Below are 19,917 nucleotides of genomic sequence, written 5' to 3' on the forward strand. Positions count from 1 at the left end.
TCTAAATGAAAAAATTAAAATATTTCTCTACGCTTCTGGTTGCTGCTTTGGCGGCAATCGCGGTCTGGCTGTGCTGGAACTACTATATGCAGTCACCCTGGACGCGCGATGGGAAAATCCGCTCAGAGCAGGTCAATATTACCCCGCAGGTTTCCGGCAGCATTCTGAAATTGAATGTGAAGGACAACCAGTTTGTTAAAGCAGGCGACGTCCTGTTTGAGATTGACCCAACGCCGTGGCGCATTGCCGTGATGAACGCCGAAGCGCAGCTGGCAAAAGCGCAGTCCGACCTTGTGAAAGCTAACCATGAAGCCACGCGCCGTCAGAACCTGCCGCATAATTATATTTCAGCAGAAGATCTTGATAGCGCAAATATGTCGGTCAAAGCCGCTAAAGCCACCGAGGATGCCGCCGCCGCAGAGCTTGAACATGCCCGCTGGCAGCTGACGCAAACCCTCGTCAAAGCGCCGGTCGACGGCTGGGTTACTAACCTGTCTACACGCGTCGGCAACTATGCCACTCAGGGCCAACCGGTGTTTGCGCTGATCGACAGTCATTCATTCTATGTCGTCGGCTATTTTGAAGAGACCAAGCTGCGCCATATCGCACCAGGCGATAGTGCCTCTATTCAGCTCTACAGCAACGGCAAAACGTTACAGGGTCACGTTAACAGCATTGGTCGCGCGATTTACGACCAAAGCCTGGAAAGCGACAGCAGCCTGGTGGCCGACATCAAACCCAATATCCCGTGGGTTCGTCTGGCGCAGCGTGTGCCGGTGCGTATCGAATTTGATAGCCTGCCGGATGACGTCGTGCTGGTCGCCGGGACGACCTGCTCCGTGTCGATTGGCAGCCAAAAATGACCTTACCGAGTCTGAGCCTGGCGTCACTGCCCTGGTTTAAGGCAACCCCGGCGCAGTGGCGATACGCATTACGTAACGGTATCGCCATGTGCCTGGCGCTGAGCATCGCCTACTACCTGCAACTGGATGAACCTTACTGGGCGATGACCTCCGCGGCGGTGGTGAGTTTTCCTACCGTCGGCGGCGTTATCAGCAAGAGTTTTGGTCGCATCGCCGGTAGCCTGTTTGGCGCCTGGGCGGCGGTGATTATTGCGGGTCATACCTTAACCGATCCGTGGCTGTTTTTAGTCTGTATGGCAGGCTGGATAAGCTTTTGCACCTGGGCGTGCGCGATGTTCACCAATAACGTGGCCTACGCGTTTCAACTGGCGGGCTATACCTGCGCCATTATCGCCTTCCCGGTGATCAACGTCACCGATGCCACCGAACTATGGACTATCGCACAGGCGCGTGTTTGCGAAGTGATTGTCGGCATTTTATGCGGCGGGTTGATGATGATGATCCTGCCCAGTACGTCCGACGGCACCGCACTGCTGACCGCGCTTAAAAACATGCATGCTCGCCTGCTTGAACACGCCAGCCTGCTCTGGCAACCGGTGACGACCGATGCGATTCGCACCGCCCATGAAAGCGTCATCGGCCAGATTCTTACCATGAACCTGCTGCGTATTCAGGCATTCTGGAGCCATTATCGTTTTCGCCAGCAAAACTCGCTGTTGAATGCGCTTCTCCACCAGCAACTGCGGCTAACCAGCGTGATCTCCAGCCTGCGACGCATGCTGCTCAACTGGCCCAATCCACCGGAGAACATTCGCCCGGTGATTGAACAACTTTTGCAGGCGCTGGCGCGGCCCGGTTGCGATATTTACACCGTTGCGCGGATCATTGCGCCGCTGGCTCCGACCGACCCGCAGGATTACCGTCATCGCGCATTCTGGGATCGTCTGCGATATTTCTGCCGAGTGTATCTCAGCAGCAGTCGATGGCTTTCGCGGCTGGAAAACGCCACTGCCGTTTCTGAATTTACCGTACCTGCCGCGCCCGCCCTGATGCGCCATACGGACCACGCGGAGGCCGCCTGGAACGGCGTGCGTACTTTCTGCGCCCTGCTGGCTGTCGGCGCGTGGGCTATCAGCACGCAATGGGAGTCGGGTGCCGCAGCGCTGACGTTATCGGCTATCTGCTGTGTACTCTATTCCGTTTCACCTTCGCCGTTTAACTCACTGACGCTATTGATGCGCACCCTGGTGCTGCTCTCTCTGTTCAGCTTTGTGGTTAAATTTGGCCTGATGGTGCAAATAACCGATTTATGGCAATTTCTGCTTTTTCTGTTTCCGCTGCTGACCACTATGCAGTTACTCAAATTACAAATGCCGAAGCGCGCCGGGCTGTGGGGGCAACTGATTGTCTTTATGGGCTCGTTTATCGCCGTGACCAATCCGCCGGTCTATGACTTTGCGGATTTTCTGAATGATAATCTGGCTAAGATCCTCGGCGTTGGGCTGGCATGGATGGCCTTTGCCGTATTAAAACCCGGCTCCGATGCGCGAAAAAGCCGTCGCCATATTCGTGCGTTACGGCGTCACTTCGTTGATCAACTCAGCCGCCATCCCAACAACAGCGAGCACGATTTTGAGTCGCTGGTTTACCATCATATCAGTCAGTTAAGTAGCAGTAAGGATGAACTGGCTCGGCGCTGGCTGCTGCGCTGGGGGGTCGTGCTGTTGAACTGTAGTCACGTGGTGTGGCAATTACGCAGTTGGGAAGCGCGCTCCGACCCGCTTTCGCAGGTGCGGGATCTCTGTATCAGCCTGCTGCGCGATGTGATGAGCGAGCGCGGCGTACAGCAACGCCCGCTCACCACGTCATTACAGGAATTACAACGTATTTCCGAAGCACTGTCCCATCACCACCAGCCGGCCGCCCGTGAACTGGCGTCGATTGTCTGGCGACTGCACTGCTCATTATCGCAGCTGGAACAGGCGCCGGTAGCCGGGACGATTACCGAACGAACTACTTAATCACCCCACAAGCATAGCGCGCCCCGCCGCCGCCCAGCGGTTTGGGATGATCGGACATGTTATCGCCACCCACGTGGATCATCAGCGCTTTGCCTTCAATGTCCGCAAATTTCTTCAGGCGTGGCGCGTACACCGGCGTGGTGGCTTTTCCGTCTTTATCAACGATTAACGCAGGTAAATCACCGAGATGGCCTTTGCCATCCGGCCCTTCATGTTTACCGGTTTTTTCAGGATCGAAATGGCCACCTGCAGCTTCCGCAGCGCTGGCTTTCCCCTCTTTGATGGCGGGCTGGCAACTGCCGTTGGCATGAATATGGAAACCGTGTTCTCCAGGCGGTAATGCCTTGAGATCGGGCGCAAACTCCAGCCCTTTATCCGTTTCGCTAATTTTGATGCTACCAATTGACTGGCCGACGCTCTGGGATGTGACAAGATTCATTTCAACATTGTCACCCGCAGCCTGTGCGCCAGCTGAAAAAGCCAGCGCAAGGATCGTCAGAGTAAATCGTTTCATGAGACCTCCGTTACTGTCGTGTCCCCGTTAAGTGTAAACCAGGGACACGTTTTTCACCGAAGGTCGGGGAAATGGCTCAGGGAACGTCAAAGCCCAACGCTGCTTTGCGGATGCGGAACCACTGCTGACGCGTCATTTCCAGCGACTGAGATTCAATCGCTGAACGTACACGCTCGATTTTACCGGAACCGATGATTGGCAACGGTTTCGACGGCAGACGCATCACCCAGGCGTAAACCACCTGCTCGATGCTGGCAGCGTTTAGCTCTGTGGCCACCTGCGCCAGTTCAGCGCGTAACGGCTGGAACTCATCATCGTTAAATAAGCGACCACCGCCAAGGCAGGACCACGCCATCGGGCGAATACGCAGTTGCTGGAGTTGATCCAGCGTGCCGTCCAGAATCGTCGGCTGATGAATGGGCGAGATTTCTACCTGGTTGGTCGCCAGCGTAAACGGCAGACGCGACTGCAACAGCGTGAACTGTGCAGGCGTAAAGTTAGAGACGCCGAAGTGGCGCACTTTTCCGCTCTGATGCAAGTTCAGAAATGCTTCTGCCACTTCGTCGGCATCCATTAACGGGTCCGGGCGATGAATCAACAGCAGATCCAGACGGTCGGTCGCCAGGTTAATCAACGACTGCTCTGCACTGCTGATAATGTGCTTGCTGTCGGTAATATAGTGGCCCAGCACGTTTTCGGCTTTCGCCGTGGTGGCGATACCGCACTTGGTGACGATTTCCATACGCTCGCGCAGATGCGGCGCCAGCTTCATCGCTTCGCCGAATGCCGCTTCACACTGATATCCACCGTAAATATCCGCGTGATCGACCGTCGTCACGCCCAGGTCGAGGTGCTCTTCAATAAAACTCACTAACTGACGGGCGGACATGTTCCAGTCCATCAAACGCCAGTATCCCATGACGAAACGTGAAAATTCCGGCCCTTGCGGCGCCAGGGTAATACGCTGAACCATAACAGCTTCCTCAACGAAAATTTGCTACGAGTATACGCAATTCTGCCGTTAAAACAGTGAGGGCTGCTGAGGTTCTTCGGCATCGTTGGTTTTGTTTGCGCGTAATTTGCGCAGCAGACGCTGTCGGCAGAGGCGTAACACCTCCTGCTTTTGCGTATCGCTCATCTTTTGCCAGTTGAAGCGCTCATCGCGGCTGCGCATACAGCCACGGCAATATCCGCGCTCATCACTCTGACATATACCCCGGCACGGACTCTGCACCGGGAAAAATTCCAGCTGCTCCGCCACGTTGGCCTCCTGTTAACGACGCTTCTTCACATTGAAGACGTTTACGCCCACCTCTGCAACTTTATTGTCAACGTGCCAGGCGAAAAAAACTTGCACTAGACCGATTGGTCTATTAAATTATTTCCCCATGAGCAAACACAGTGAACACGATACCCGCGAACACATTCTGGCCACCGGCGAGCAGCTTTGCATGCAACGCGGTTTTGTTGGAATGGGCTTAAGCGAACTGTTGAAAACGGCGGAAGTTCCGAAAGGATCGTTCTACCACTATTTCCGTTCGAAAGAAGCCTTTGGCGTCGCGATGCTCGAACGCTATTTTGCCGATTATCACCAGCGCCTTGCGCAACACTTTGCCGCAGGTGAAGGAACTTATCGCGATCGCCTGCTGGCTTACTATCAGCAGGCCGTTAACCAGTTTTGCCAGCAGGGAAAAATTAGCGGTTGTTTAACCGTGAAGCTCTCTGCGGAAGTGTGCGACCTGTCGGAAGACATGCGCGCAGAAATGAATAAGGGCGCCAGCCAAATCATCAACCTGCTGGCACAGGCGCTGGAACAAGGTCGTCGTCACGGTTGTTTACGCTTCGACGGCGAGGCGCATACCCAGGCAGAAGTGCTCTATTCACTTTGGCTCGGCGCGAACCTCCAGGCCAAGATTTCAAAGAGCTCAACGCCGCTGGAAAGCGCGCTGGCTCACGCCAAAATTATGATTGCAACGCCCGCACAATAAGGGCGTTTTATTTTATCGAATCACTAGACGACCGGTCTACTCAGGAGTCACCATGTCGCAAGAAAAACTGTTTACCCCACTGAAAGTGGGTGCTGTTACTGCCCCTAACCGTGTCTTTATGGCCCCGCTCACCCGCTTACGCAGCATTGAGCCCGGCGATATCCCAACGCCGCTGATGGCTGAGTATTACCGTCAACGCGCCAGTTCAGGGCTGATTATTTCTGAAGCGACGCAAATCTCCGCCCAGGCGAAGGGCTATGCCGGCGCGCCGGGTCTCTACAGCAAAGAGCAAATTGCCGCATGGCAAAAAATCACCGCAGGTGTTCACGCTGAAGGCGGCCGCATTGCCGTACAATTCTGGCACACCGGGCGTATTTCCCACTCCAGCCTGCAACCTGGCGGCCAGGCACCGGTTGCGCCGTCTGCCCTGAGCGCAGGAACGCGGACTTCCCTGCGTGACGAAAACGGTCATGCTATTCGCGTTGATACCTCTATGCCGCGGGCGCTGGAAACCGAAGAGATCCCGGGAATTGTGAATGATTTCCGTCAGGCGGTCGCCAATGCCCGTGAAGCCGGTTTCGACCTGGTTGAACTGCACTCTGCGCACGGATATCTGCTGCATCAGTTCCTTTCGCCTTCTTCTAACCACCGTACCGATCAATACGGCGGCAGCGTCGAAAACCGTGCGCGTCTGGTGCTGGAAGTGGTTGACGCCGCTATCGAAGAATGGGGTGCCGACCGCATTGGGATCCGCGTATCGCCGATTGGTTCCTTCCAGAACGTGGATAATGGCCCGAACGAAGAAGCCGATGCGCTGTATCTGATTGAAGAACTTGGCAAACGAGGCATTGCTTACCTGCACATGTCTGAACCAGACTGGGCCGGTGGCGAACCGTACAGCGAAACGTTCCGTGAGAAAGTGCGCGCCCGCTTCCAGGGTGTGATTATCGGTGCCGGGGCCTACACGCCGGAAAAAGCCGAAGATCTGATCCAAAAAGGGTTGATTGACGCCGTTGCCTTTGGCCGCGCGTATATCGCCAACCCGGACCTGGTGGCTCGCCTGCAGCGCAAAGCGGAGCTCAACCCGCAGCGTCCGGAAAGCTTCTATGGCGGCGACGCCGAAGGTTACACCGATTACCCTACACTGTAATCGTGCATTGATAGCGGCAGGGATCCGCCGCTATACTAAAATAATGTTTTGTTTTAAATAACGATTATCCAGTGAGAGGAAATTATGCGCTTATTGCACACCATGCTTCGTGTTGGCGACCTGCAACGTTCCATCGAGTTTTACACCAAAGTACTGGGTATGAAACTGCTGCGTACCAGTGAAAACACCGAATACAAATACTCCCTCGCCTTCGTCGGCTACGGAGACGAAAAAGACGAAGCGGTAATTGAGTTGACCTATAACTGGGGCGTTGATAAATACGATCTCGGTAACGCTTATGGTCACATCGCCCTGAGCGTTGACAACGCCGCAGAAGCCTGTGAGCGTATTCGTAACAACGGCGGCAACGTTACCCGTGAAGCCGGCCCGGTAAAAGGCGGCACCACGGTTATCGCCTTCGTTGAAGATCCGGACGGTTATAAAATCGAACTGATTGAAGAAAAAGATGCCGGCAAAGGCCTCGGCAACTGATTCCCCACGGGCGCTACGGCGCCCGTTCTTTTATCCGCTTTTACTGCATCCCCTGGCAAAATTTGCCATAATGCGCGCTACTTTTTTCAGGTTAAGAGATTCTAATGTCCGACAATGTGCAACTGAATGGTCTGTGCGACCGTTTTCGTGGTTTTTATCCCGTGGTGATTGATGTGGAAACCGCCGGATTCAACGCCAAAACTGATGCTCTGCTCGAAATTGCAGCGATCACGTTGAAAATGGATGAAGATGGCTGGTTGATGCCGGACACCACTGCACATTTCCATGTCGAGCCGTTTGAGGGTGCGAATCTGCAACCGGAAGCGCTGGCGTTCAACGGTATTGATCCGACTGACCCTGAACGTGGCGCCGTGAGCGAACATGACGCGCTGCATGCTATTTTCAAAATGGTGCGCAAAGGCCTGAAAGACGCGGGCTGCAACCGCGCCATTATGGTCGCGCATAACGCCACCTTCGATCACAGCTTCATGATGGCCGCCGCCGAGCGCGCGAATCTGAAACGCAATCCGTTCCACCCTTTCGTGACTTTCGATACCGCTGCGCTGAGCGGGTTGGCGCTGGGGCAAACCGTTCTGTCGAAAGCCTGTATTGCGGCAGGTATGGCCTTTGACGGTGAGCAGGCGCACTCCGCACTGTACGATACGGAACAAACCGCGCAGCTGTTCTGCGAAATCGTCAACCGCTGGAAACGTCTGGGCGGCTGGCCGCTGCCAATAGCCGCTGAATAAATCACATAAAAAAAGCGACCGTTTCAGGTCGCTTTTTTTTGCCGGGAGGCGGTTAACGCCGTAACCGCCAGCGAATTACTCCGCTTTCGGCTCTTCTTCTTTATATTTCGCCGCAGTTTCTTTGATCAACTGCTGCAATTCACCGCGCTGGTACATCTCGATGATGATGTCGCAGCCGCCAACCAGCTCGCCATCAACCCACAGCTGCGGGAAGGTCGGCCAGTTCGCGTATTTCGGCAGCTCAGCGCGGATTTCCGGGTTTTGCAGAATATCTACGTAAGCAAAACGTTCGCCACAGGCAGAGAGCGCCTGGACAGCTTGTGCGGAAAAACCGCAGCTTGGCAGTTTCGGGGAACCCTTCATGTACAGCAGGATGGGGTTCTCGGCGATCTGACGTTGGATTGTTTCAACAGTTGTGCTCATTGTCTTACTTCCTTAACTTCGAATACCACATGTAGTCTGACATTGTAGCGTTTCAGACCTCAGACGGAAAATAACATTTTATTCACTCTTTACTATTTTACCGTCTGAGCGCAGAAGATGCCTTCGAAATGTCACTTTAGCAGCCCGCAGCCAAAAAAACTGTGCATTTTTTGGCTGATTGTATTTCGATTGCTGTTTTTTTTTGCACTTGCTAACGAAACACTATTTTAGATACAAAATCGCTATTAACTTTATTGGTTTATATGGATTAGAATTGATGAGTTTTGTAAATCATACCCAGGCATGAATTTTATGCCTCCATACTCAGAGGATTGCTCAGTGGCGCGAATAAAAAAAATGTCGATCACGCTCTGTGCTTTGCTGTTTTCATCATTAGCATTCTCGCCGCTCTCGCACGCTTCCGGTCACACGAAAGCCACGGCGGCGCAAAAATCGCTTTCCGCCAAAGGAAGCGAACGGAAGAAGAAAAATACCGTCAGCAAAAGCAGCAGCAAGAAGAAGTCCACCGCCTCAACCAGTAAAAAAACCACCACTAAGGCGACGGCAAGTAAAAAAATTGCCTCTACCGCCAGCAAATCATCCCGCACCGCGCGCACTGCCAGTACCACGAAGACGGCCACTACGCGCCGCAGCAAAAGCAGCGCGATGAAAACCGCAGCGGCAAACGTCACCACCAAATGCGTGGTCCGGAAAGGCCATAAGAAATCCTGTACCACCAGCACGGTGGAGAGCAAACCGTTAACTATCGCCGAAGCGCATAAGGCGCGCGTGCAGAAAGCACAAAAAACCGCGATGAATAAATTGATGGACCAGATTGGCAAACCTTATCGCTGGGGCGGCACCTCTCCGCGCACCGGTTTTGATTGCAGCGGTCTGGTGTATTACGCGTATAAAGATCTGGTGAAATTCCGGATCCCACGTACCGCTAATGAAATGTACCACCTGCGCGATGCCCGTGCGATTGACCGTGGTGAGCTGGAGAGCGGCGATTTAGTGTTCTTCCGCACGCGTGGCCGTGGCACCGCCGATCACGTTGGCGTCTATATCGGCGGCGGGAAGTTTATTCAGTCTCCGCGTACCGGGCGCGATATTCAAATTACCTCGCTCAGTGAAGACTACTGGGATCGCCACTACGTCGGCGCACGCCGCGTGATGACGCCGAAAACCATCCGCTAACCCCTGCCCTGCCACGTTGCTGGCAGGGTAACCTTCTCTTTTATCACACCTTTTAATTTGCTACTCTATCCACACTCAGTACAGGGTTACTGGGGATATTAACTATAAAAAGGAGAGTAGCAATGTCGTTCGAATTACCTGCATTACCGTATGCCAAAGACGCTCTGGCACCGCACATTTCTGCCGAGACGCTCGAATATCATTATGGGAAACACCACCAGACTTACGTCACCAACCTGAACAATATGGTGAAAGGGACGGCGTTTGAAGGCAAATCGCTGGAAGAGATCATTCGCACCTCTGAAGGCGGCGTGTTTAACAACGCAGCGCAGGTCTGGAACCACACCTTCTACTGGCACTGCCTGGCACCGAACGCCGGTGGCGAACCGACCGGTGAAGTGGCAGAAGCCATCAACCGTGCTTTCGGTAGCTTTGCTGAGTTTAAAGCGCAGTTCAGCGATGCAGCCGCGAAGAACTTCGGTTCTGGCTGGACCTGGCTTGTGAAAAAAGCCGACGGCAGCCTGGCGATTGTCTCTACCTCTAACGCGGGTACGCCGTTGACCACGGATGCCAAACCGCTGCTGACGGTAGATGTGTGGGAGCACGCTTACTATATTGATTACCGCAATGCGCGCGTGAGCTATCTGGAGCACTTCTGGGCGCTGGTAAACTGGAAGTTTGTTGCTGAGAATCTGGCGGCATAAAGAAATGACGCAGAAGGGTATCCCCTTCTGCGTTTTTGTTACTGGCTGACCACGGCCTCTTCACCCTGTGAACGGCTGCTGAAGAAGACCAGCAGCAGCGCAAACCCTGCCACAATCGCCCCCATTACCGGCACAAAGCTGTAACCCAGTCCACCGGAGATCACCGCGCCACCAGCTACGGCACCCAGCGCATTGCCGAGATTAAACGCGCCAATGTTTACCGAAGAAGAGAGCCCCGGCGCTTCGTGCGCAACACGCATTACGCGCATCTGCAATGGTGGCACCACCGCAAAGGTCGCCGCGCCCCACACCACCATACTGAACGCCGCGCCGATTTCCGTACGCGCCAGGAACGGGATCGCCAGCATAATCAGCATCAACAGCAGCAGAAAACCTTTCAGCGTACCGCTCACTGAACGGTCAGCAAATTTACCGCCAAGATAGTTACCGATTGAGAAGCCCACGCCAATCAGTACCAGCATTAATGTGATAAAGGCAGGCGTCGCATTCGTGATGGTGTGCAGAACCGGAGAAATGTAGGTATAGAGCGTGAACATCGCCCCAGCGCCCAGTACGGTCGTGAGCAACGCAGACAATACCTGTGGGCGTACCAGCACCGACAGTTCACGTTTCACGTCTGGTTTCTCACCCGCCCCGCCCTTCGGCAGCGACAACCACAGGCCGATTATTGCAATTACGCCCAGCCCTGCCGTCGCCAGGAACGACATGCGCCAGCCGATGGTCTCCCCAAGCCACGTGGCCGCCGGAACGCCACCGATATTGGCGATGGTCAACCCCATAAACATGGTCGCTACCGCGCTGGCTTGTTTATGTTTTGGCACCACGCTTGCGGCAACCACCGACCCCAGACCAAAGAACGCGCCGTGGTTGAGGCTGGTTATAATGCGTGACAGCATCAGCGTGGTGTAATCCGGGGCGATAGCAGAAAGGACGTTACCCAGGGTAAAAATCGCCATCAGGAAAATTAAGGCGTTGCGGCGTGCGCGATGTGAGAGTAGCAGCGTCATCAGCGGCGCGCCAACCATGACACCTACGGCGTAGGCGCTGATCAACATACCTGCGGCAGGAATCGAGACATCAACCCCTTTGGCAATAACGGGTAATAGCCCCATCGGCGAAAATTCGGTGGTACCTATCCCGAATGCGCCTACGGCTAACGCCAGTAAGGGATAATTCACTTTCATGCTTTGACTCCGGTTTGCCGCAAACGCAGGGCGGCGTGACAACAGATAGCAAAAGCATGACATCAATCACAAAAAAACAGAAGTGAACAAATTAGCAAAATATTTTTGCTGAATTGATAACAATCTCAGAGAGGGAGAGCAGCCTCTCCCTTTAGGATGGGTTAATGCAGGACGGCGGTCAGCGCGGCAGCCACGATCAGCGCCAGCGTAATAACCGTGGTGGTAATTGACATCTTCAGTTCGGTACTCATCAATTTTTCTCCTTATTATCCCCACACCAAAAGTGAGCTATGTCATTTTTGCACACTTATTCGCAAAAATCTTCCCGGATTTCACGCAATAACCGATTTTGCGCTTCCACTTTTGGCAAAGATAAGACAAAATTCGACGCTTATTAAAAAGTGTATCGGCCATTGACCCCCTCCTGTCGTCCTGTGTCGTTTTCCCGGCGAACCGCAATTTATAACATTGCGCCAGGGTGAGTGAAGGCAAACGTTTTCGTATTGAATCGATCAGGGGCAGGCCCGGGTCTGGAGTGAGATGGAATGGCAACTATTAAAGATGTAGCGAAGCGCGCAAACGTTTCCACTACAACTGTATCACATGTGATTAACAAGACGCGTTTTGTCGCCGAAGAGACGCGTGAAGCGGTGTGGGCGGCAATCAAAGAATTGCACTACTCTCCCAGCGCCGTGGCCCGTAGCCTGAAGGTCAATCACACCAAGTCCATTGGTTTGTTGGCGACCAGCAGTGAAGCTGCCTACTTTGCAGAAATTATTGAAGCCGTTGAGAAGAACTGCTTCCAGAAAGGCTATACCCTGATCCTCGGGAATGCGTGGAACAACCTTGAAAAACAGCGCGCGTATCTCTCCATGATGGCGCAGAAGCGCGTGGACGGCCTGCTGGTGATGTGTTCCGAATATCCGGATTCGCTGCTGCAGATGCTGGAAGAGTACCGTCATATTCCGATGGTGGTTATGGACTGGGGCGAAGCGAAAGCTGACTTTACCGACTCAGTTATCGATAACGCCTTCGAAGGCGGCTATATGGCTGGTCGTTATCTGGTGGAACGTGGGCATCGCGAAATTGGCGTGATCCCAGGCCCGCTGGAGCGCAATACCGGCGCAGGTCGTCTGGCTGGCTTTATGAAAGCCATGGAAGAGATGATGATCAAGGTGCCGGAAAACTGGATTGTGCAGGGCGATTTCGAACCGGAATCCGGCTATCGCGCGATGCAGCAAATACTGTCCCAGAATCCGCGCCCTACCGCTATCTTCTGTGGTGGCGATGTCATGGCGATGGGCGCGTTGTGCGCCGCAGACGAAATGGGGCTGCGCGTGCCGCAGGATATCTCGCTGATTGGTTACGACAACGTGCGCAACTCGCGTTTCTTTACCCCGGCGCTGACCACCATCCACCAGCCGAAGGATTCCCTCGGGGAAACCGCCTTCAATATGCTGATGGACCGAATTGTCAGTAAACGCGAAGAGTCGCAGTCCATTGAAGTGCACCCGCGCCTGATTGAACGCCGTTCCGTGGCCGACGGCCCGTTCCGCGATTACCGCCGTTAAGCCTCTTTGCGGACGCTCGAATCGGGCGTTCGCAACCATTCGTTGTTCAGCGTTTCACTGTCCCCTAAATACTCGAGTAACCAGCTTAGCGCCGGTGAACTGTCGTTTTGCTGCCAGGTCAGACAACAGGCCGCATCGGGAAACGGGTTTTCCAGTTCCAGAGCAACCCATTCACCTTTATCTATCTTCGGTCGCGCAAAATGCTCTGGTACCATGCCAACGCATAATCCTGCGGATAAGCAGGTTTCTGACGATTCCCAGTCAGGCACCACGACCCGCTTCTGGTTGTCCAGTAACCAGGTAGTACGTTTAGGTAACGAACGTGACGTATCTTCGCGCACCAGCGACGGCCAGTTGCGCAACACGTCATCACTGAGCGGCCCCGCCATCTGCGCCAGCGGATGCGTACGGGCTACCACACACTGCCAGCTCAGCATGCCCATATCGCGAAACGCATAGCGCCCCCCCACGGGAATCGCGCGCGTCGCGCCAATCGCTAACTCAACGCGCCCATCCGCCAGTGCATCCCACACCCCGTTAAATACCTCCTGATACACCAACAGCTCTACGTCACTGAAGTGGCGATAAAAATCGACAATCATCTGTCGGGTGCGCTCTGGTTTTACGATATTGTCCACCGCGATGGCCAACTGCCCTCTCCAGCCATTAGCAATTTGCTGACACTGCTGACGGGTGATCTGCATTTTTTTGATAACAGAACGCCCCTCTTTCAAAAACCATGCCCCGGCGGGGGTTAATTCTACATCCCGGTGGCGACGTTCAAACAGCGGAACCGCCAGCCACTCCTCCAGTTGACGTACCGTATAACTGATTGCAGAAGGTACACGGTGCAGCTCATTTGCCGCGCCACTAAAGCTGCCATTCCGCGCAACGGCATCCACGACTTCCAGTGAATATTCAGACCACATTTTCTGCTCACAAATTTTTTGAAACCAACACGCAAATATTAGCGTTTCACAAGGCAAATTTCACTCTCTACACTCTCAGCCTCTTCCAAAACAAGAAAAGGCGTTTTTATGCAACCTGGGAAAGGATTTTTAGTCTGGCTCGCCGGCCTGAGCGTATTAGGCTTTTTGGCCACCGATATGTATCTTCCGGCCTTCGCCGTGATTCAAAACGATCTCCAAACGCCGGCAGCGGCTGTCAGCGCCAGCCTGAGTCTGTTCCTTGCCGGGTTTGCTCTCGCGCAGCTGCTTTGGGGGCCGCTTTCAGATCGTTATGGCCGCAAGCCTGTTCTGCTGATTGGTCTGACCATCTTCGCCTTTGGCTGTCTGGGTATGCTGTGGGTTCGTGATGCCACCACCCTGCTGATTCTGCGTTTTGTACAAGCCGTTGGAGTCTGCGCTGCGGCAGTGACCTGGCAGGCTATGGTGACGGATTATTTTCCGGCACAGCGGACTAACCGTATTTTTGCCACCATCATGCCGCTGGTCGGGCTTTCTCCGGCGCTGGCACCGTTACTGGGAAGCTGGATCCTGCATCATTTTGAATGGCAGGCCATCTTTGCCACCCTGTTTATCATCACCGTTATGTTGATGATTCCGGCCCTGCGCCTGAAACCCGCACATAAAAAGAACGCGGTCAGTGAAAACAAACTGACCTTTATGAAACTCCTGCGCAGTCAGGACTATCGCGGCAACGTACTTATCTACGCCGCCTGCTCCGCCAGCTTCTTTGCCTGGCTGACCGGTTCGCCATTTATTCTCAATGCCATGGGCTACAGCCCAACGGTGATTGGCCTGAGCTACGTCCCACAGACTATCGCGTTCCTGGTCGGCGGTTATGGCTGCCGAGCCGCGTTGCAAAAATGGGATGGCGGGAAACTGTTACCGTGGTTGCTAATGGTGTTTGCGGTAAGCGTACTTGCCACCTGGGGCGTCGGCCTCACCGCACATGTGTCGCTCATCGCGCTGCTGATTCCATTCTGCGTGATGGCAATGGCTAACGGCGCGATTTACCCGATCGTCGTGGCGCGCGCGCTGCGTCCATTCCCTCAGGCAACAGGCCGCGCGGCAGCATTACAGAATACGCTGCAATTAGGTCTTTGCTTCCTCGCAAGCCTGGTGGTTTCTTCATTGATTGCCGCCCCGCTGCTGGCCACCACCAGCGTAATGGTCGCCACCGTCGTTCTCGCCGGGATTGGCTATAAGATGCAGGCTGGCGCAGAGGAAAATTCAGCTGAAGAAACGTCTCGTGCCTAACATCATGAATATCAATGTTATTAACTCGTAGTTAGTTTGCTAAGATTTTTGATTGAATCAGTAGATTTTGCGTCCTATACTGAATCGGTGTCACATAATTACGATAGTTATTACTTGTTAACGGGAGCAGGACGCCTCCCGGTTCCCCAGGGATGGTCTTTTCGGCAAGGGTAATCTCCCTTCCTCTGTGCTACGTCGGATAGCAGGCTCACGGAAGTTCCGTGAGATTTCTCACAAACTCTAAAAAGCGTCTACGCTGTTTTAAGGTTCTGATCACCGGGTCGGGATGGAGAAGCTATGAGCTCATCGTGTATAGAAGAAGTTAGCGTACCGAATGATGACTGGTACCGCATCACCAACGAACTGTTAAGCCGGGCAGGCATTGAAATTAACGGTAACGCCCCCGCAGACTTGCAGGTCAAAAATCCCCAGTTTTTTAAGCGCGTATTGCAGGAAGGTTCTCTGGGGCTAGGCGAAAGCTATATGGACGGTTGGTGGGAATGCGAGCGTCTGGATATTTTCTTCCAGAAAGTCCTGCGTGCTGGACTGGAAAATCAACTGCCCCGCCACCTGAAAGATACGCTGCGCATCGCGGCGGCCCGTCTGTTTAATCTGCAAAGTAAAAAACGCGCCTGGATGGTGGGTAAAGAGCATTACGATCTTGGCAACGATCTCTTCAGCCGCATGCTGGATCCCTTTATGCAGTACTCCTGTGGCTACTGGAAAGATGCCCAGACTCTGGAAGAGGCCCAGCAGGCGAAGCTCAATCTGATCTGCCAGAAACTGAAACTTGAGCCCGGTATGCGCGTGCTGGATATTGGCTGCGGCTGGGGCGGGCTGGCTCAGTTCATGGCCGAGCACTATGGCGTGAGCGTGGTCGGCGTAACCATTTCCGCTGAGCAACAAAAAATGGCGCAACAGCGCTGTGAAGGACTGGACGTCACCATTCTGCTTCAGGACTACCGTGATCTGCACGATAAGTTTGACCGCATCGTTTCCGTCGGCATGTTTGAACACGTCGGGCCAAAAAACTACGCCACCTATTTCTCTGTGGTGGACAGAAACCTGAAACCAGACGGTTTATTCCTGTTGCACACCATCGGTTCAAAACGTACGGACCTGAACGTCGATCCGTGGATTAACAAATACATCTTCCCGAACGGCTGCCTCCCCTCCGTGCGCCATATCGCTAACGCCAGTGAGCCGCATTTTGTGATGGAAGACTGGCACAACTTTGGTGCGGATTACGACACCACGCTGATGGCCTGGCATGACCGTTTTCTGGAAAGCTGGCCGGAAATCGCTGACAACTATTCGGAACGTTTCAAAAGAATGTTTTCGTATTATCTGAATGCCTGCGCGGGGGCGTTTCGTGCGCGTGACATTCATCTCTGGCAGGTGGTTTTCTCGCGGGGCGTGGAGCACGGTTTACGCGTCGCACGCTAGTCAATCTCCCCCGGCATCCACCGGGGGATTTTTTTTAGGCTTCAGGCTGCGCGGCTGCGATGGCTGCGGCTTCTTTCGCTGCCAGTACGCGTTCCACCGTATCAACAACGGCCTGCGTCTGCGGGTCAATCTCGATATTGATTTTATCGCCCAGACGCTTCGCGCCAAGGGTGGTGCGTTGCAGAGTTTCCGGAATCAGATGCACGCAGAAGCGCGTTGGCGTCACTTCACCGACCGTCAGGCTGATTCCATCAATACCGATAAAGCCTTTATACAGGATGTACTTCATCAGTGACGGGTCCTGGATTTTAAACCAGATCTGTTTGTTGTTTTCGGAGGCGACAATTTTCGCCACTTCCGCGGTGGTCATAATATGGCCCGACATCAAATGCCCGCCAATTTCGTCGCTGAATTTTGCCGCACGTTCAACGTTAACCACATCGCCGACGTTCACATCACCCAGATTGGTGATCCGCAGTGTCTCTTTCATCAGATCAAAGCTAATCTGATTACCGTTAATTTCGGTCACGGTCAGACAGCAGCCGTTGTGCGCTACCGATGCGCCCGTTTCCAGGCCATCCAGCATGTAGTCCGGCAGCTCTACAACGTGCGTGCGGAAATTCGGTTTTTCATCGATGGACACGATTTTTGCCGTGCCCTGCACAATACCAGTAAACATGCACTTAACTCCTGTCGATAATTACTCCGGCGGGGCTTACGGCCACACCGTATTTTCTGATACGAACAATAACAGTTGCCCAAACAGGTTGCCAGCCTCGGCGTAAAGACGTCGATTTTTAGACTGGCTTAATGGCAAATCCCCGCTACAATAGCTGGCAATCCTCTTTATTATCTTCTTGCTGCCTGTTCAGGCGGCTTTTCTGTCTCTCAAATAACAAAAAATATAGGTGTTAACGTGCAGAAGTATTTTAGCGAAGCGCGTCAGTTATTGGCTCTGGCTATCCCCGTTATTCTTGCGCAGGTTGCCCAAACGGCAATGGGGTTTGTGGATACCGTGATGGCGGGCGGTTACAGCGCGACCGATATGGCCGCCGTGGCTATCGGGACCTCCATCTGGTTACCGGCCATTTTATTTGGTCACGGTCTGCTGCTGGCGCTGACGCCAGTCATTGCTCAGCTCAATGGCTCGGGCCGACGCGAGCGTATCGCGGCGCAGGTTAGCCAGGGGTTCTGGCTGGCGGGCCTGGTGTCCGTGTTAATAATGGTTGTTCTCTGGAACGCGGGCTATATCATCCGCTCGATGCATAATATCGACCCGGCGCTGGCGGATAAAGCCGTCGGCTATTTACGCGCACTGCTGTGGGGTGCGCCGGGCTATCTGTGCTTCCAGGTCGCGCGTAACCAGTGCGAAGGGCTGGCGAAAACCAAACCGGGCATGGTGATGGGGTTTATTGGTTTACTGGTTAACATTCCGGTGAACTATATCTTTATCTACGGTCATTTCGGCATGCCGGAACTGGGCGGCGTGGGCTGCGGCGTCGCCACGGCGGCAGTCTATTGGGTGATGTTTATCAGCATGCTTTATTACATCAAGCATGCCGGTTCAATGCGCGATATCCGTAATAATGAGGGTTTTGTTAAACCCGATGTCACCGTTCTTAAACGCCTCTCTTCACTCGGGTTGCCGATTGCGCTGGCGCTGTTTTTCGAAGTCACGCTGTTTGCCGTGGTGGCATTGTTGGTGTCGCCGTTGGGTATTGTCGATGTCGCAGGACACCAGATTGCGCTGAACTTTAGCTCGTTGATGTTCGTTCTGCCGATGTCGCTGGCGGCAGCGGTCACTATTCGCGTGGGATTCCGTTTGGGCCAGGGCTCAACGCTGGATGCGCAAACATCGGCATGGACCGGGCTGGGCGTTGGCGTTTGTATGGCGGTACTGACGGCCATTTTTACCGTGTCGCTGCGAGAGCACATCGCCCTGCTGTATAACGATAACCCTGAAGTGGTGACGCTCGCAGCACAGTTGATGTTGCTGGCGGCGCTGTACCAGATTTCTGACTCCATTCAGGTGATCGGCAGCGGTATTTTGCGTGGTTATAAAGATACGCGCTCCATCTTCTTTATCACCTTTATCGCCTATTGGGTGTTGGGCCTGCCGAGCGGTTACGTGCTGGCACTCACCGATCTGGTGGTTGAGAGAATGGGGCCTGCCGGTTTCTGGCTCGGTTTTATTATCGGCCTGACCTCTGCGGCGATTATGATGATGCTGAGAATGCGCTTTTTACAGCGTCAGCCCTCAAGCCTGATATTGCAGCGAGCTTCGCGCTAATCCTTTAAAGGCCGCATCCGTGCGGCTTTTTCATTAATGATGCAGCATTTCATCAACGACCTGCTCCGTGGTCATTTGCCACGGATAGTAGGTCGGCCAGTTATCCATCTCTTTCAACAGCGCTTCCTGTGATGTGTTGCCCATAAAAATGTGGAAATGGGCGGATTTACGCGGCGCGATGGTGTGATCGCTAAACTGCACGAATTTTGGCGCGGCTGAGCCTGCATCCTGACACTCAAAAAGATAACGTACGCCTTTTTTTCCTGACGCATAGGTCAATATTTTATGCCCGGCATAACGGTAGTGGCAGGTGTTCACCTTATCGCCGACATGAAACTCCATCACGCCATTTTCAATACCAATCGTCTCGACGTCGGTCGCATACCCCTGGCGGTAATAAGCCTTGATCTCTTCGGCGGTTTTACCCGATTCTTTTGCAGCTTTTTGCTTAAAAACAGGATCAAGGTCGCCTTTCAGCAGCAGGCCGTTAACGGATTGCCATACGCCATCCCAGTCAGAAAGCGCACGATCTTTTACCGCACTGTCTTCGAAAATACCGTTCGCCGCTTGTTGCTCGGCTGCCGTTAGCGGTACGCCATGGCTATGGTCGCCATGCGCATAGGCTGCGCTGGCCGTCATCAATGCTACTGTCAGTGTTATTTTCCCCAGATGTTTCAACGCCATTCCCTCATTCGTTAAAAAAATGAATGTTATATTATAACATTTCAAACTTCAACACGAACCCGGCAACTCGTCATCTCACCTCTCGCCTGTAAGCCGCACGGGTCAACGATTCATCCCTAACGGCAGAAAAATACGCCAGATGTGCATAAAACTTCTCCAGTCACATGAAATTGCACATTTTCCCCTTGCCACATCCGGCGGGTGCCGCTAATATTCGTCCCCGTTGTCACGACAACAATGCGTTCGTAGCTCAGTTGGTTAGAGCACCACCTTGACATGGTGGGGGTCGTTGGTTCGAGTCCAATCGAACGCACCATTTTGCGTTTATAGCTCAGTTGGTTAGAGCACCACCTTGACATGGTGGGGGTCGTTGGTTCGAGTCCAATTAAACGCACCAT

Annotated in this window: 21 protein-coding genes and 2 tRNA genes; 14 read left to right on the forward strand and 9 right to left on the reverse strand. The window is 53.7% G+C overall.

Features of this window, described 5'->3' with window-relative positions; all coding sequences use genetic code 11:
- The first annotated feature begins 5 nt into the window (after nt 1-5).
- Nucleotides 6-863 (forward strand): efflux RND transporter periplasmic adaptor subunit, encoded by an 858-nt coding sequence (locus tag AC1MKH_RS13505; RefSeq protein WP_276220062.1) that lies wholly within the window; start codon nt 6-8, stop codon nt 861-863.
- On the forward strand, nt 860-2,884 hold the full coding sequence (locus tag AC1MKH_RS13510; RefSeq protein WP_276220061.1) for an FUSC family protein: 2,025 nt from the start codon (nt 860-862) through the stop codon (nt 2,882-2,884). The genes AC1MKH_RS13505 and AC1MKH_RS13510 overlap by 4 nt, the downstream gene beginning before the upstream one ends.
- Here AC1MKH_RS13510 and sodC read toward each other — a convergent pair.
- The 3 genes from sodC to AC1MKH_RS13525 all read right to left on the reverse strand — a co-directional run bounded on the left by sodC (nt 2,877) and on the right by AC1MKH_RS13525 (nt 4,659).
- Nucleotides 2,877-3,398, reverse strand: coding sequence for a superoxide dismutase [Cu-Zn] SodC (sodC, locus tag AC1MKH_RS13515; protein WP_015964262.1), 522 nt, complete (start codon nt 3,396-3,398; stop codon nt 2,877-2,879). The genes AC1MKH_RS13510 and sodC overlap by 8 nt on opposite strands.
- 76 nt (nt 3,399-3,474) lie before the next feature.
- Complete coding sequence (locus AC1MKH_RS13520; RefSeq protein ID WP_276220060.1) at nt 3,475-4,371, reverse strand: aldo/keto reductase; 897 nt, start codon at nt 4,369-4,371, stop codon at nt 3,475-3,477.
- Between the two features lie 48 nt (nt 4,372-4,419).
- Nucleotides 4,420-4,659: a DUF1289 domain-containing protein gene (locus AC1MKH_RS13525; RefSeq protein WP_015964260.1), complete on the reverse strand. Its 240-nt coding sequence runs from the start codon at nt 4,657-4,659 to the stop codon at nt 4,420-4,422.
- Between the two features lie 127 nt (nt 4,660-4,786).
- Here AC1MKH_RS13525 and AC1MKH_RS13530 point away from each other — a divergent pair, with 127 nt between their 5' ends.
- The 4 genes from AC1MKH_RS13530 to rnt all read left to right on the forward strand — a co-directional run bounded on the left by AC1MKH_RS13530 (nt 4,787) and on the right by rnt (nt 7,777).
- A complete protein-coding gene (locus AC1MKH_RS13530) occupies nt 4,787-5,386 on the forward strand; it encodes a TetR/AcrR family transcriptional regulator (RefSeq protein WP_276220059.1) in 600 nt (199 codons plus the stop codon).
- 52 nt (nt 5,387-5,438) lie between these two features.
- Nucleotides 5,439-6,536, forward strand: coding sequence for an alkene reductase (gene nemA, locus AC1MKH_RS13535; protein ID WP_276220058.1), 1,098 nt, complete (start codon nt 5,439-5,441; stop codon nt 6,534-6,536).
- Nucleotides 6,537-6,620: 84 nt separating this feature from the next.
- Entirely contained in the window at nt 6,621-7,028 is a 408-nt protein-coding gene (gloA, locus tag AC1MKH_RS13540; RefSeq protein WP_015964257.1) for a lactoylglutathione lyase, read from the forward strand.
- A 104-nt stretch (nt 7,029-7,132) separates the two neighbouring features.
- Entirely contained in the window at nt 7,133-7,777 is a 645-nt protein-coding gene (rnt, locus tag AC1MKH_RS13545; RefSeq protein WP_276220057.1) for a ribonuclease T, read from the forward strand.
- Nucleotides 7,778-7,852: 75 nt separating this feature from the next.
- Here rnt and AC1MKH_RS13550 read toward each other — a convergent pair whose 3' ends face one another.
- Complete coding sequence (locus AC1MKH_RS13550) at nt 7,853-8,200, reverse strand: Grx4 family monothiol glutaredoxin (protein WP_015964255.1); 348 nt, start codon at nt 8,198-8,200, stop codon at nt 7,853-7,855.
- Between the two features lie 339 nt (nt 8,201-8,539).
- Between AC1MKH_RS13550 and AC1MKH_RS13555 the strand changes: the two genes are divergently transcribed.
- A complete protein-coding gene (locus AC1MKH_RS13555; protein ID WP_276220056.1) occupies nt 8,540-9,397 on the forward strand; it encodes a C40 family peptidase in 858 nt (285 codons plus the stop codon).
- A gap of 122 nt (nt 9,398-9,519) precedes the next feature.
- The gene (gene sodB, locus AC1MKH_RS13560; RefSeq protein WP_015964253.1) at nt 9,520-10,101 is read left to right on the forward strand and encodes a superoxide dismutase [Fe]; all 582 of its coding nucleotides are present in this window, start codon (nt 9,520-9,522) and stop codon (nt 10,099-10,101) included.
- A 38-nt stretch (nt 10,102-10,139) separates the two neighbouring features.
- Here the strand turns inward: sodB and AC1MKH_RS13565 are convergent, their stop codons facing one another.
- Nucleotides 10,140-11,306 (reverse strand): MFS transporter, encoded by a 1,167-nt coding sequence (locus tag AC1MKH_RS13565; protein ID WP_276220055.1) that lies wholly within the window; start codon nt 11,304-11,306, stop codon nt 10,140-10,142.
- A 161-nt stretch (nt 11,307-11,467) separates the two neighbouring features.
- The gene (gene cydH / locus AC1MKH_RS13570) at nt 11,468-11,557 is read right to left on the reverse strand and encodes a cytochrome bd-I oxidase subunit CydH (RefSeq protein WP_015964251.1); all 90 of its coding nucleotides are present in this window, start codon (nt 11,555-11,557) and stop codon (nt 11,468-11,470) included.
- A 294-nt stretch (nt 11,558-11,851) separates the two neighbouring features.
- Between cydH and purR the strand changes: the two genes are divergently transcribed.
- The gene (gene purR, locus AC1MKH_RS13575) at nt 11,852-12,877 is read left to right on the forward strand and encodes an HTH-type transcriptional repressor PurR (RefSeq protein ID WP_276220054.1); all 1,026 of its coding nucleotides are present in this window, start codon (nt 11,852-11,854) and stop codon (nt 12,875-12,877) included.
- On the opposite strand, the gene punR is transcribed toward purR, so the two are convergent.
- Complete coding sequence (gene punR, locus AC1MKH_RS13580; protein WP_276220053.1) at nt 12,874-13,806, reverse strand: DNA-binding transcriptional activator PunR; 933 nt, start codon at nt 13,804-13,806, stop codon at nt 12,874-12,876. The two genes, purR and punR, sit on opposite strands and share 4 nt — an antisense overlap.
- A gap of 108 nt (nt 13,807-13,914) precedes the next feature.
- Here punR and punC point away from each other — a divergent pair, with 108 nt between their 5' ends.
- Both punC and cfa read left to right on the forward strand, forming a co-directional pair.
- Nucleotides 13,915-15,099 (forward strand): purine nucleoside transporter PunC, encoded by a 1,185-nt coding sequence (gene punC / locus AC1MKH_RS13585; RefSeq protein WP_276220052.1) that lies wholly within the window; start codon nt 13,915-13,917, stop codon nt 15,097-15,099.
- Between the two features lie 297 nt (nt 15,100-15,396).
- On the forward strand, nt 15,397-16,545 hold the full coding sequence (cfa, locus tag AC1MKH_RS13590) for a cyclopropane fatty acyl phospholipid synthase (RefSeq protein ID WP_276220051.1): 1,149 nt from the start codon (nt 15,397-15,399) through the stop codon (nt 16,543-16,545).
- Nucleotides 16,546-16,579: 34 nt separating this feature from the next.
- Here cfa and AC1MKH_RS13595 read toward each other — a convergent pair whose 3' ends face one another.
- Nucleotides 16,580-17,224: a riboflavin synthase subunit alpha gene (locus tag AC1MKH_RS13595; protein ID WP_276220050.1), complete on the reverse strand. Its 645-nt coding sequence runs from the start codon at nt 17,222-17,224 to the stop codon at nt 16,580-16,582.
- Between the two features lie 237 nt (nt 17,225-17,461).
- Between AC1MKH_RS13595 and mdtK the strand changes: the two genes are divergently transcribed.
- Nucleotides 17,462-18,835: an MdtK family multidrug efflux MATE transporter gene (gene mdtK, locus AC1MKH_RS13600; protein WP_276220049.1), complete on the forward strand. Its 1,374-nt coding sequence runs from the start codon at nt 17,462-17,464 to the stop codon at nt 18,833-18,835.
- A 33-nt stretch (nt 18,836-18,868) separates the two neighbouring features.
- On the opposite strand, the gene zinT is transcribed toward mdtK, so the two are convergent.
- Complete coding sequence (zinT, locus tag AC1MKH_RS13605; RefSeq protein ID WP_276220048.1) at nt 18,869-19,519, reverse strand: metal-binding protein ZinT; 651 nt, start codon at nt 19,517-19,519, stop codon at nt 18,869-18,871.
- 239 nt (nt 19,520-19,758) lie between these two features.
- Here zinT and AC1MKH_RS13610 point away from each other — a divergent pair.
- Both AC1MKH_RS13610 and AC1MKH_RS13615 read left to right on the forward strand, forming a co-directional pair.
- A tRNA-Val gene (locus tag AC1MKH_RS13610) sits at nt 19,759-19,835 on the forward strand.
- A 4-nt stretch (nt 19,836-19,839) separates the two neighbouring features.
- Nucleotides 19,840-19,916, forward strand: a tRNA-Val gene (locus AC1MKH_RS13615).
- Nucleotide 19,917 lies beyond the last annotated feature (1 nt).

The organism is Pseudocitrobacter sp. CD920760, from assembly GCF_057782505.1.